This window comes from Rhodococcus sp. HM1 (genome assembly GCF_023218075.1).
Classification (GTDB): domain Bacteria; phylum Actinomycetota; class Actinomycetes; order Mycobacteriales; family Mycobacteriaceae; genus Rhodococcus.
The window spans coordinates 41,177-53,288 of the sequence record NZ_JALPTB010000046.1 but is presented as its reverse complement, the minus strand read 5'-3'; the positions used below and the strand labels follow the sequence as shown (position 1 = coordinate 53,288).

The 12,112-nt window shown below is 64.6% G+C and carries 10 protein-coding genes; 5 read left to right on the top strand and 5 right to left on the bottom strand.

The features are described from left to right. Window positions 1-891 (top strand): acyl-CoA dehydrogenase family protein (locus tag M1M07_RS21810; RefSeq protein ID WP_248675516.1); only part of this gene is annotated, 891 nt, incomplete at its 5' end. Window positions 892-1,039: 148 nt separating this feature from the next. Here the strand turns inward: M1M07_RS21810 and M1M07_RS21805 are convergent. Together M1M07_RS21805 and M1M07_RS21800 are read right to left on the bottom strand one after the other, a co-directional pair. Further along, complete coding sequence (locus tag M1M07_RS21805; protein ID WP_197255873.1) at window positions 1,040-2,200, bottom strand: iron-containing alcohol dehydrogenase; 1,161 nt, start codon at window positions 2,198-2,200, stop codon at window positions 1,040-1,042. A 10-nt stretch (window positions 2,201-2,210) separates the two neighbouring features. Then, the gene (locus tag M1M07_RS21800; RefSeq protein WP_197255912.1) at window positions 2,211-3,701 is read right to left on the bottom strand and encodes a CoA-acylating methylmalonate-semialdehyde dehydrogenase; all 1,491 of its coding nucleotides are present in this window, start codon (window positions 3,699-3,701) and stop codon (window positions 2,211-2,213) included. Window positions 3,702-3,817: 116 nt separating this feature from the next. Here M1M07_RS21800 and M1M07_RS21795 point away from each other — a divergent pair, with 116 nt between their 5' ends. Continuing rightward, the gene (locus tag M1M07_RS21795; protein ID WP_197255874.1) at window positions 3,818-4,732 is read left to right on the top strand and encodes a LysR family transcriptional regulator; all 915 of its coding nucleotides are present in this window, start codon (window positions 3,818-3,820) and stop codon (window positions 4,730-4,732) included. 783 nt (window positions 4,733-5,515) lie between these two features. On the opposite strand, the gene M1M07_RS21790 is transcribed toward M1M07_RS21795, so the two are convergent. Further along, a complete protein-coding gene (locus M1M07_RS21790) occupies window positions 5,516-5,776 on the bottom strand; it encodes a hypothetical protein (protein ID WP_231611425.1) in 261 nt (86 codons plus the stop codon). A gap of 8 nt (window positions 5,777-5,784) precedes the next feature. Further along, complete coding sequence (locus tag M1M07_RS21785; protein WP_197255875.1) at window positions 5,785-6,753, bottom strand: LysR family transcriptional regulator; 969 nt, start codon at window positions 6,751-6,753, stop codon at window positions 5,785-5,787. A gap of 218 nt (window positions 6,754-6,971) precedes the next feature. Here M1M07_RS21785 and M1M07_RS21780 point away from each other — a divergent pair, with 218 nt between their 5' ends. The 3 genes from M1M07_RS21780 (at window position 6,972) to M1M07_RS21770 (ending at window position 9,858) form a co-directional block, all read left to right on the top strand. Beyond that, window positions 6,972-7,379 (top strand): hypothetical protein, encoded by a 408-nt coding sequence (locus tag M1M07_RS21780; RefSeq protein WP_197255876.1) that lies wholly within the window; start codon window positions 6,972-6,974, stop codon window positions 7,377-7,379. Between the two features lie 34 nt (window positions 7,380-7,413). Then, entirely contained in the window at window positions 7,414-8,283 is an 870-nt protein-coding gene (locus tag M1M07_RS21775) for an alpha/beta fold hydrolase (RefSeq protein WP_197255877.1), read from the top strand. A gap of 129 nt (window positions 8,284-8,412) precedes the next feature. After that, window positions 8,413-9,858, top strand: coding sequence for an NAD-dependent succinate-semialdehyde dehydrogenase (locus M1M07_RS21770; protein ID WP_248675515.1), 1,446 nt, complete (start codon window positions 8,413-8,415; stop codon window positions 9,856-9,858). Window positions 9,859-10,812: 954 nt separating this feature from the next. Here M1M07_RS21770 and M1M07_RS21765 read toward each other — a convergent pair. Then, window positions 10,813-11,910, bottom strand: a complete 1,098-nt coding sequence (locus tag M1M07_RS21765) for a hypothetical protein (RefSeq protein WP_248675514.1) — start codon at window positions 11,908-11,910, stop codon at window positions 10,813-10,815. Between the last annotated feature and the right edge of the window lie 202 nt (window positions 11,911-12,112).

Below are 12,112 nucleotides of genomic sequence, written 5' to 3'. Positions count from 1 at the left end.
GCTCTATTGCGAACCACCGCCGCTGGCGGCGTGGCCGTGCCCTTCGCCGAGACCGATCTGTTGGCGGGGCCCTTGCGGCGCGCGGCTGGCATCGACGACTCGTCGCAGGACACAGCGACCGTCGCCGTCCTGAGGGCGGACGGCCTCGCGCGGCGTGTGCCCTGGGCCGGTGCCACCGGGTCCGTTGTCTGCGTACGCTGGGCCGATGCGGGCTACGAGGTCGCGGACGTGCCCACCGATCGGCTGACCGTCAAGGCGGTCGAGGGTATCTCCGAGGTGCCCCTCGGGTCGGTCCGGGTCGACGGTAACGTCACCTGGTCACCTGTGGCCACCCATGTCGTCGAGGACTACGTCCTGCGCGGCGCCCTCATCCGTGCGATCCAGTCCGTCGGCGCCATGGAGGGCATGCTGGCTTCGGCGATTGCACACACCACCGACCGCACTCAGTTCGGCCGACCCCTGGCGCGGTTCCAGTCCGTGCAGAATCTCGTGGTCGACACTGCAGCCGAGTCCGTCCTCGCACGTGCCGCCGTCGACACGGCTCTCGCAGACGCTCTTACCGACGACCTCGCCGGCGACTTCTCATCCTTTCGTGTCGCGGTGGCCCGTAGCGTGGTCTCACAGGCGCTGGCCGTGGTGGTGCGCAACACCCACCAAGTGCACGGCGCGATGGGCACGACCCACGAGCACACCCTCCACCGGCTTACCCTGCCGGCGTTGCAGTGGCGTTCGGAGTTCGGGTCCGCTGCGTTCTGGGAGCGTCACCTCAGCCGCGCTGCCGTCGCCAGCAGTATGGACGGGCCCTGGCCGATGATCGTTGAGGGTACGCGGATCGAGGGTGCAGCTTCCGCGTATCTCCATGCTGTATCCGGACTTTCACGTCATGACTGAGTGCATGGGTTCATGACGAGGGTGACATCGTTGCGGAGCGTGTTCGCCGGCGGTCGGGGTGCGGCTGAGCGGCAGGACCGAAAGGTCCTGCCGCTCGAGCTCTCACCCCCGACTCATCGCAGCGTGCGGGGCGCGGATCGAATCAACGCTATCCGTAGACCTCTGCGTACAGTTCGGCGATTTCGTCGACAGAGGGCACAACCGGGTTGTTGCCCGGCGAACCCGAATCGAGCGCCTGTTGCGCCATCAGTGGGATCAGATCGTTCCAGCGAACGCGGTCGATGCCGTGGTCGCGTGGAGTGGGAACAGCCAGGTCGCGACACAGTTCGACGAGGGAGTCGACGAGGGACTGCGCAGCGATACCGTCACCGGTGGATTCGGTGGCCACACCGAGGGCCCTGGCGCAGTCTGCGTACCGTGATGCGGCGCCTTTGACGGAGAACGCGGTGATCGCCGGAAGCAGCATGGCGTTGGACAGCCCGTGCGCGACATGGAAGTGCGCGCCGATGGGTCGGCTCATTCCGTGAACGAGGGCCACGCTCGCGTTCGAGAACGCCATACCGGCCTGGGTGGCGGCGAGCATCATGGCTTCTCGTGCCTGCTTGTTCTCGCCGTCTTCGTACGCGGCGCGCAGGTTCTGGCCGATCGTGCGCACGGCTGCGAGTGCGAGGCCGTCGGAGAAGGGGTTGGCTTTTCGGCTCACATACGCCTCGATTGCGTGGGTAAGTGCATCGACTCCCGTGTCGGCAGTCAGGCGAGGGGGCATGGACACTGTCAGTTCGAAGTCCACGATTGCTGCGATGGGAAGGAAGGACAGGCCTGGACAGAGCATCTTCTCGTCCGTGGCGCTGTCGCTGATGACGGTGAACTGTGTAGCCTCCGAGCCGCTGCCGGCGGTGGTCGGGATTGCGACGACGGGAAGCGCTGGTCCGGTGTAGACGTGCGGGGCCTTGTAGTCCCGCATCCGGCCTCCGCGGACCCCGAGGACGGCCAGTGCCTTGGCGGTATCCATCGGGCTGCCGCCACCGAATCCGATGACCGAGTCGGCGTTGTGCTCGGCAAGTAGGGCGAGTCCCGTTTCGAGGGAGTCGGTGGTGGGGTCGGGAACGGTGTCGTCGAACAGGGCTGGTGTGGTGCGCGCTTCGCGCAGGAGGCTCAGGATCCGTTCGGACGCACCTGTCGAGGTCAGGAACTTGTCGGTCACCAGTACCGGGCGCTGCAATCCGAGTTGGCGGATCACGTCGCCGATTTCGTCGAGGGTGCCCCCGCCGATTCGCATGAACCGTGGGAAGGCGATCTGAATACTCATGGTGCCGTCCTTAGTCGTTCTGAGGGAAGCCGAGGTTGATGCCGCCGTGGTTGGGGTCGAGCCAGCGGGTGGTGACGACCTTGCCGCGGGTGAAGAAGTGCACGCCTTCGGTGCCGTGGGCGTGTGTGTCGCCGAAGAGGGAGTTCTTCCAGCCGCCGAAGCTGTAGTACGCGGTGGGGACGGGGATGGGGACGTTGACGCCGACCATGCCGACCTCGACTTCGTTCTGGAAGCGGCGGGCTGCGCCGCCGTCGTTGGTGAAGATGGCGGTGCCGTTGCCATAGGGGTTGGAGTTGATCAGTTCGAGGGCTTCGTCGTAGGTCTCGACCCGTACGACGGACAGGACGGGGCCGAAGATCTCATCGGTGTAGACGCTCATGTCGGTGGTGACGTGATCCAGAAGGGTCGGTCCGAGCCAGAATCCGTCACTTCCGCCGTCGGCCTTCACGGCCCGGCCGTCGACTACGACGGAGGCGCCGGCAGCTTCGCCGGCGTCGATATAGGAGGACACTTTGTCGCGATGCGCCTTGCTCACCAATGGGCCCATGTCCGAGTCCTTTGTGCCGTCGCCCGTTTTCAGGCTCACTGTGCGATCCTTGATCTTTGCAACCAGCTCATCGGCGATGTCCCCGACCGCCACCAATGCGGAGATCGCCATGCAGCGCTCACCGGCGGAGCCGAAGCCCGCGTTCACCATCGCGTCAGCGGCCAGATCGAGGTCGGCGTCCGGCAGGACGACGGCGTGGTTCTTCGCGCCGCCGAGCGCCTGGACGCGCTTGCTGTGGGCGGTTGCGGTCTCGTAGACGTACCTCGCGATGGGGGTTGAACCGACGAAAGAAATGGCCTTGATCGCCGGATTGGTGAGTAGTTCGTCGACCGCTGTCTTGTCACCCTGCAGGACGTTGAACACGCCGGCGGGTAGGCTCGCCTCGGCCCACAGTTCGGCGATCCACAGCGCTGCAGTGGGAACCTTTTCCGACGGCTTGAGGACCACGGTGTTTCCGGCGGCAATCGCGATGGGGAAGAACCACATCGGAACCATGGCGGGAAAGTTGAACGGTGAGATGATTCCGACCGGCCCGATGGGCTGGCGGATCGACGCCATGTCGACCTTGGTCGACGCGTTCTCGGTCATCCCGCCCTTGAGAAGGTGGGCGATGCCGCAGGCATACTCGACGACCTCCTGGCCGCGGGACACCTCGCCGAGCGCGTCGGAGAGCACCTTGCCGTGCTCGGAGGTAATGATCGCAGCCAGTTCCTGCTTGCGGGCGTTGAGTAGTTCACGGAACGCGAACAGAATCTGTGTGCGCTTGGCAATCGAGGTATCACGCCACGCGGGAAACGCCGCCGCGGCCGCCTCGATCACCGCGCGGGCGTCGTCGGCGCTCGCAAGCGCAACTTCTGCAGTCACTGCGCCGGTGGCGGGGTTGGTGACCGGGGCAGATGTGCCGTTCGTGCCGGTGAATGGCTTGTTGTCCAACCAGTGTGGGATGACGGTCATGACTATTCGCTTCCTGCGACTGTGGGGGTTTTCTCGAGTCTGTCGGTGCAGAGATGCCGCGGTCAACGAGTATCTTCGCAGTGAGAACTGCAATTTTGCAGCAGCGAGGGAGTGAGATGTTCACAGCCGATAACATGCGTTTTCTGCTGGAGTTGTCACGGACCGGGCGGATCGTGGAAGCGGCCAAACGGCTGGACGTCGATCAGACCACGGTGTCGCGCAGGATCACCAGACTCGAAAAAGATATGGGAGCACGACTTTTCGACCGGGGATCGACGGGTTGGCAACTGACCGAGGCCGGCCGGCGCCTCGTTCCGTACGCAGAATCGGTCGAATCGACCCTCTTGGCCGCACTCGACGCGACATCGTCCGCTGGATCCGGCAGTCTTCACGGCACTGTCCGGATCCTCACCCCGGACGGCTTCGGCGCCTATGTGTTGGTTCCGGGACTGGGTATGGTGCGCGACAGACACCCTCACCTGTTCACCGAGCTGCGTACGTCGACCACGCACGACCTGGTGACGGGTCGAGATTTCGACCTCGCGGTCACTCTCGAACGGCCGTCCCCGCGATCGGTGTCCGTCAGTAAGCTGGCCAACTACGACCTGCGTCTTTATGCATCGCGTAGCTACCTCGACTCGCACAGTGCGATCGAGTCCCTCGACGACCTCGAGGACCACACGTTGGTGTGGTACGTGAACGCCATCTTGGACGTCGAGCCTCTACGTCGACTCGAACGTCTACTGCCCGAAAATCGCGCGCATGTCCAGACGAACAACATCACTGGCCACTATCAGGCCGTCAGGCATGGAGTGGGTATCGCTCCGCTCCCGACCTACATCGGTAATGCCGACCCCGATCTCGTGGCCGTTCTCCCGGACAAGTTCGTGGCCGAGAGAACCTATTGGTTGGTTGTTCCGCGAGAACTGGCCCGCCTGGCGCGGGTGCGGGCCATCATCGACGTTCTTCTCGACATCGTCACTGAGAATCCAGATCTGAGGGCGCCAGGTCAGGGCAGTGATTCAGGCTGATTCGCGTGCCGACCTGGACACCTGTGGCGGTGGAGAGGACGTGCCACGAGCAGCAGTGCATCGGCGAAATCTCTGGCTGCGAAGCCTCCGCTGATCGACCGGCGACCGCCGGCCGAGCCGCTTCTGGATACGGCAGGCGTTGTACCGATCGTCGATGTCGGCGATGAGGCCGGTATCGGCCTGGTCGCAGATGCGTCATTTTGGAGATACACCGGCTCGGTCTCGAGTGTGGAGACGAATTCTCCGCCAGGGCGTCGTTCTGTGAGTCTCCGCCCGGCGACCTCCGCGCCTTGTCCGTCTCGTGGCGCCGAAGGAACTGGAAAGCGTGGGAATGCCGAGCAGCACATTGCCTTTCAGCGTTCCGCCTGCGGGTCTTTATTCGGTCGATCTCGTCGGCGACAGGATGGCACGTCGACGTGATCGGTTCGCGGCGTCCGACGAGTGGATCGTATAGCTGCTGCTGCGTTGTCCTGCGTCCGGGCGCCTACCAGGTGGTGCCCGAAGAGCACCTCCCTCCTGCTCTCGTCGACGCGAACCCGTGGGGTATCCCCCGCCGGGTGAACGGCCGGCTGTCGTAGGGCCACCGACGCTCGGGATGTCACCTCGGCCCGGACAGGGCACGCCCAGGCCCGTGCCTGTTGCTCGACTGCGCTCGGGTTCGCGTGTGCCTTTGTGTCACAAGGACATCCAGTGATCCGCGCAGGCGGTCACGTCCGTGTGTACTGCACAATCAACGACACGACGGTCTCCCTCAGGAGGCCGTCGTGTCGTCGGTTGTGGGGATCAGGAGGTGGTGGTGTCGGGAGTTTCCGGTTCCGCGTCGGCGGCGGTGATCTTTCCGCCGTTCTCGTCGACGAAGTACAGGATGACTGCGCCGATCATCGGTCCGACGGCGAGGGCCGCGAACGCGGCGAGGAACGACCCGGTGGCCGAGAAGACCGCGCCGATCGCGAGGGGGACGAGGGTGCTGGCGATCTGCCAGAAGGCGTTCGATGCGCCGGCGGCGGTACCGGTGACCTCGCTCGAGACCAGGCGGGGAATCATCGCAACGATCAGCCTATCGTGCGGTGGGCGACATCGGTGATCGAGTTGTGAGGCCGGGTGGACCATGCTCCGGGCACGGTGTGGAGTGAGGCCACAGCACGGGCTGTGTCGATGAAATCGCGTACGGCCTTCGACACGACATCCGTGCGCCAGGCGATGGACAGCGCGGTGGGCGGGATGTCGGTCACCGGAACGAAGGCCAGGCTCGGTCTGCTGTAGAAGCGTTGCGTCGATGCTTGCGAGAATGCGACGCCGCGCTCGGCGAGAATCGCTTCGAAGCATTCGTCGACGGTGGCGACGTCTGCGCCGACCCGGACGGGTTCGCCTTGTCGTGATTCGGTGGCCAGCCAGTAGTTTCGCCAGTTCTCCGGTGCTTTCCGTGCGACGAAGAACTCGTTGGTGACCTGTTGGACGCTCACCTCGGGTAGCTGGGCGAGCGGGTGATTGGCGGACACGACCATCACGCGGGGTTCGACGAACAGGGTTTCCATGCTCAACCAGTCCTGCATCAGCAGCGGGGGCCGGACGAAGGCTACATCGGAGGATCCGTCGGCCAACCCGACATACGGGTCGGAGAAGTCGTAGGAATGCATCTGGACCTGGATGTCCGGATGCAGTGACTGGAATGTGCTCAGGATGTGGGGTGTGAGCTCGGCAGCTGCGTTGCCTTGGAAGCCGATGACCAGTTTGCGGGTACTGACCCCGTGGGCGGCCTCGCGGGTGAGGTTGACGGCTCGTTCGGCGTTCGCCAGTAGTCGGCGGCTTTCGTCGAGCAGGATCTGGCCGGCGGGGGTCAGTTCGACATGTCTGCTGCTGCGCAGCAGTAGCACTGCGCCGAGGTTCTGCTCGAGCTTGCGGATCTGCACGCTCAGGGAGGGTTGAGCGATGTGCAGGCGGGCGGCTGCGCGCCCGAAGTGCAGCTCTTCGGCAACTGCCACGAAATAGGACAGAAGTCGCAGGTCGAGCTGGGGTTGCATGGTTCCGAGGCTAGACAATGCCGCCGGAGGAGACCAGTAGTCGTTGCCTATCGATCCGGGCCGGATAGGTATTGGACGCACCCGGCGGACACGAGGTGTGATGGCTGTCATGGCCGGCGCGGCATCCGGGAGTGCAGCACTTTCTCGGATTCGGGTCGGCATACCGGAGCGAGTGCTCGCACTCGGCCTCGCTGTCTCCCTCATCGAAGGAATCCCACATGACCGTCACTACGCGTGCCCTCGACACGGCCGACTGGGCTGCCTCGTTCACCGAGGCGAACAACGCCGACCCCGAGATCCAGGCGCACGGCAAGTACTTCACCTGCTCGTACCTGCTCGACATGACCGACCACACGTTCGTCGTCCAGATGAGCCGCGGCAACGTGGTGGACATCGCGATCGACCCCGGTCCGCTGGATGTGCCGTATCAGTTCGCGCTGCGTGCCAGCGCGGACACCTGGCGCAACTTCGGCGTCCCGGTGCCCGCCCCGATGTACCACGGCATCTGGGCGGCGAGCTTCCAGCGCGACATGAAGCTCGAAGGCGACATTCTGGTGCTGATGCAGAACCTGCGGTGTCTCACCCGCCAGATCGAGCTTCTGCGCACCGTCGGCGTCCCGGTCTGATCCTCCCACCCCCTTTGAGCCGTAAGGAACACTGATGAGCAAGATTTCCCCGGTCACCGGCCACTACGTCGACGTCGACGTCGACGGACTGCTGTACAAGGTCTTCTACCTCGAAAACGGCACCGGGCAACCCCTCGTGTGCCAGCACACCGCCGGATGCCACAACCACCAGTGGCGCGGTCTCCTCGAAGACGAGGAGATCACCGAGAACTACCGTGTCATCGCCTACGACCTGCCGCGGCACGGCAAGTCGGATCCGCCGGAGAACACCGAATGGTGGACCGAGGAGTACCAGCTCTCCGCGGACCACTTCGCCAACTTCATCGTGGCGCTGTGCGACGCGCTCGAACTCGAGAACCCCATCTTCATGGGCTCCTCCTTCGGTGGGAACATCGCACTGCAGCTTGCGCTTCGTCACCCCGACCGCTTCGCCGGCGTCATTCCCGTCGAGGGCGCCGACTACTCGCCCGGCTTCTACCTCGACTGGTGGCAGCATCCACACGCCAACGCAGCACAGGTCTGCGCCAGCGGCGTATGGGACCTCATGGCCCCGCAGTCGCCGGAGACGGACCGCTGGAAGACCTGGTTCTACTACAGCCAGGGCTCCGAGTCCTTCCGCGGTGACCTGCACTTCTACTCGGTCGATCACGACCTGCGCGGAAAGCTCGCAGACATCGACGGTGACCGGTGCCCGGTCGTGATGCTGACCGGCGACTACGACTACCTCACCACCCCCGAGGACAGTGCACGCACCGCGGCGCAGATCCCGAACGCCGAGTTCATCGAAATGAAGGAGATCGGCCACTTCCCGATGAGCGAAAACCACGCTGTCTTCCGCGGTTACCTCATCCGGGCTCTCGAAGTCCTTCAGGACAAGGCCGGCAAGACCGTCACCACCAGGTAGCATCCGCCGCTCGCTCGGGTGTGATCGCTGAATGAAGGTGGCCACACCCGAGCGACGGAATCGCCTCCGATGCCCTGTGTCGCCGACTAGGCGGCGCGGCGTCGAACCTCCACACACTCGGCAGGAGCCATGACCCATACTCTCCCCGCGGGCGTCCCGACCCAACTCTGGATCGGTGGAAAGCTCGTCGATTCGTCTACCGGCACCACCTTTTCCGTGGAGGACCCCGCGACCGGTATCGCGATTGCACACGTCGCCGACGCCGCACCTGAAGACGGACTCCGAGCTCTCGAACACGCCACCACCGCGCAAAGGGACTGGGCGCGGACCCCATCGCGTCGACGCGGCGAAATCTTGCGCACCGCATTCGAACTCATCCACCAACGGGCAGACGACTTCGCGCGCACCATCACTCTCGAGATGGGCAAACCGCTCCACGAAGCGTATGGGGAGGTCGAATACGGCGCATCATTCCTGCACTGGTTTGCTGAGGAAGCGACCCGTATCAACGGGCGAATCTCGCCGTCCCCGTCGGGAACCGGCACCATTGTCGTCACCAGAGAACCGGTAGGGCCGGTACTGGCCATCACCCCCTGGAACTTTCCGCTGGCCATGGCCACGCGCAAAATCGGTCCCGCACTGGCCGCCGGCTGTCCGATCATCGTCAAGCCCGCGGCCGAAACGCCACTGACGATGCTGCTGGTCGGCCAGATCTTCGCAGATGCGGGTCTGCCCGATGGTGTGTTGTCGATTCTGCCCACCTCCGATGCCGCGGCACTGACCGGACCACTGATCGACAGCGCCGATCTGCGCAAGATCACGTTCACCGGGTCCACTGGTGTCGGCAAGCTGCTGGTTCGTCGATCAGCGGACCGTCTTCTGCGGACGTCGATGGAGCTCGGAGGCAATGCCCCGTTCCTCGTGTTCGACGACGCCGACGTCGATGCAGCGGTCGACGGCGCGATGGCAGCAAAATTCCGCAACGGCGGCCAAGCATGTACAGCGGCCAACCGATTCCACGTCGCACGGAGCGTCGCAGAAGAATTCGGCGAGAAGTTCACGGCACGCATCGGTGCATTGCGCACGGGGCACGGCCTCGAAGCGGGAACCGACATCGGACCGCTGATCACCGCGAAACAGTGCGCCACCGTCGATGCTCTGGTCGAAGACGCCGTCGCGAAGGGTGCACGTATCCGCCTCGGCGGTGGCCGTCCCGACGAGCCGGGAACGTTCTACGCCCCGACAGTTCTCGACGGCGTGAGTCCCGACGCGCGTCTGTTGCGTGAGGAGATCTTCGGTCCGGTTGCCGCGATCACCACCTTCGACACGGAGGACGAAGCGATCGCGGCGGCGAACAACACCGAATACGGACTCGCAGCGTACTTCTACACCCAGAATCTCGACCGAGCGTCCCGAGTCGCCAACGCACTCGAGACCGGCATGGTCGGGATCAACCGAGGCATCATCGCCGACGCGGCCGCACCCTTCGGAGGGGTGAAGGAATCCGGCTTCGGCCGCGAAGGATCCGTCGAAGGCATCGGCGAGTACCTCGACACGAAGTACATCGCACACTGATCACCAGTGACAGCAGTCAACTCGGCGAATGTCACTGCCCGCGAAGAATACTCGAAGCGGAACTGGCCTTTGTGTATCGTGCGTGATCTGTAGGGCCGCCGGTGTGGGCGGTAGGTGCCGGCACCCACATGTAAGGCCATACGGTTCGCTCGACTGCCACCCGTGTGCCGGGAGTCTGGTGAAGGAACCGCCGAACGGCGGGTCCTTCACCAGAGAGGCGGTTACCGCACTCGCTCGGGTGGCACTACGTGCTCAGTTCCCTTGCGAAGGGGGTCGGCAGGTAGACGCGGAACATCACGACGAGTATCAAGTCCGACTGTGGCCTCCTCTCGGTCGCCTGGGTAGGGGACAGCATCGTTGATTTCTGAGCTCCACGTGGCGATCGCTTCGTTGACCTCGGTTTCGGCAGTTCGGCGAGCGAGCACCAATGCGAAGAGCGGCGCGGCCAGCACGACCGTGCCGAGAATGTATGCCGGAAGCATCAACTCGAGGATCGTCGCGCCTTCCGACATCGTGGCCGTCGGGTCCAGGAAATCACCTGCTCATCGAGCAGCAACGTTGGTTCCGGGATGCACTCGCCGAGGTCGGCGGTGTCACCGCCCTGCGTGAGATAGCGCTGTGTGAGCGGCGCGGTGAGCGCCTCGGTGGTAACGCGCGGGGTGAGTTGCGGTGTAGTGGTCGTGAAGACTGTGGGGGGTGCGGCTGTGTTCGCAATGGCAATCGTGGTGTCCGCGTGTGGTAGCTCGGAGACAACGACGTCGCCCACGATCACACCCCCGGTGTCGCCCGCGACAACCGCGACCTCGACCTCACCTTCTGCTCACCGCCCACCAGCGAACCGCGCACAGGGTTGAGGAAGTGAGAGGGTAGGTGGCTGAGGAAGTGGCAGCCCCGCGGGATGCAAGGACTCAAAACCACAAACCTGGACCGGCCAGCCCTCACCGGTCGCTGCGATCATCCCGCCTCGTTCGACGGTTGTTGCGTGTTCTCGATGCGTTGCCGCTGCCGGACTCCGTATGCCGCCTCTCTGACGGCGGCGTCGTCCTCGAGACCCGACCCGAGTGCCCCACCGATGGTCGCGATGGACGCCAGGAGCCAGGCGAGCGTGAGATAGTCGGAAAAACCCACCCCGTGCCCGAGAATGCGGGACAACAGTTCCGGGGGAAGAGTCAGGCACGCGGTGAACAGCAGCAGGCCGAACAGGGCCAAGTGGAGGACGATCACGCCGATGACCAGGGTGACTACGGTCGCGGTGTTGTACAGCACCGAACGATCACGCTCCTCCGGCGACTTCGGTCGCTCCCAGAGTTCGTGATCGAGGATCAGCCAGAGAATCATCGCCACGATCGACAGGACCGTGGCCGCACTCATACGCCATGGGCCCATGGTGTCGGCGAACAACCAGATCGTGTTGGTGGCCAGCGCGATCGCACCCGTGGCGAAGGCACCGACAAGCACCTTCGACAGGCCGGTGACCAGCCGCCACGGCCGGTTGGCCCGCACCATCCCCGACAACAACCGCAGTCGCCGCAGTCCCGTGGGCGCAAAGTACCGGATCCCGCCCTTGATCTGCGCAGACGGGAACCGCCGGTCCGCGCCGGTGGGCATGAGTTCTGGCTCGCCGAGGACGCGGGCGATCGCGAGTTCGGTGACGGTACGGACGCGGCGCTCGATGTGGACGCCGCCCACTCCGGCGACGGAGATGAGCGCGAATTTGTGGTCGGCGCTGACGTCGGCCACCACCGGCAAGGTGTCCTCGCGGCGCGGCAGATCGGTGAGGTACACGACGATGTCTTCCTCTTCGGAGGACGGATCGACCGTGTCGATGACCTCGGCGAAATCCGCTTGCTCGTCGGGGATGTAGGGTTTCCGGCGCACGCAGGTCGTCCACCGACGCTCGACCCGGTCAGGGCTGCGCAGGCGTTCCGGCAGGTACTCTGCGATGCGTTCGGCAAGAGCCGCGGGTTCACCCGGATCCGCGATCAGCAGCACCGAGACCTGCTCACCCGCCGTGCCGGAGTGCCCTGCCTGCAGATGCTCGTTCGCCGTCACCGCCTTCACATACCCACTCGGTTTGCTCCCAAACTTCGAGCGGTGGGTGCGAGTCGATCACAGCCGCCACGGATATCCGCTGCCAGTCCGTGTCCGGTAACACCCCCAGCGATCGAGGACGCACCGCGGACACGACCACGGCCCGGGGATTCTGATGTGGTCGGTTCGCCGCCGCCGCCGCCGATCGATCCATCAATAGCAC

Bases quoted from the DNA above. Each gene is read 5' to 3' on its own strand.
- M1M07_RS21805 (WP_197255873.1), bottom strand. From the start codon at position 2,200: ATGAGTATTCAGATCGCCTTCCCACGGTTCATGCGAATCGGCGGGGGC.
- M1M07_RS21800 (WP_197255912.1), bottom strand. From the start codon at position 3,701: ATGACCGTCATCCCACACTGGTTGGACAACAAGCCATTCACCGGCACG.
- M1M07_RS21795 (WP_197255874.1), top strand. From the start codon at position 3,818: ATGTTCACAGCCGATAACATGCGTTTTCTGCTGGAGTTGTCACGGACC.
- M1M07_RS21790 (WP_231611425.1), bottom strand. From the start codon at position 5,776: ATGATTCCCCGCCTGGTCTCGAGCGAGGTCACCGGTACCGCCGCCGGC.
- M1M07_RS21785 (WP_197255875.1), bottom strand. From the start codon at position 6,753: ATGCAACCCCAGCTCGACCTGCGACTTCTGTCCTATTTCGTGGCAGTT.
- M1M07_RS21780 (WP_197255876.1), top strand. From the start codon at position 6,972: ATGACCGTCACTACGCGTGCCCTCGACACGGCCGACTGGGCTGCCTCG.
- M1M07_RS21775 (WP_197255877.1), top strand. From the start codon at position 7,414: ATGAGCAAGATTTCCCCGGTCACCGGCCACTACGTCGACGTCGACGTC.
- M1M07_RS21770 (WP_248675515.1), top strand. From the start codon at position 8,413: ATGACCCATACTCTCCCCGCGGGCGTCCCGACCCAACTCTGGATCGGT.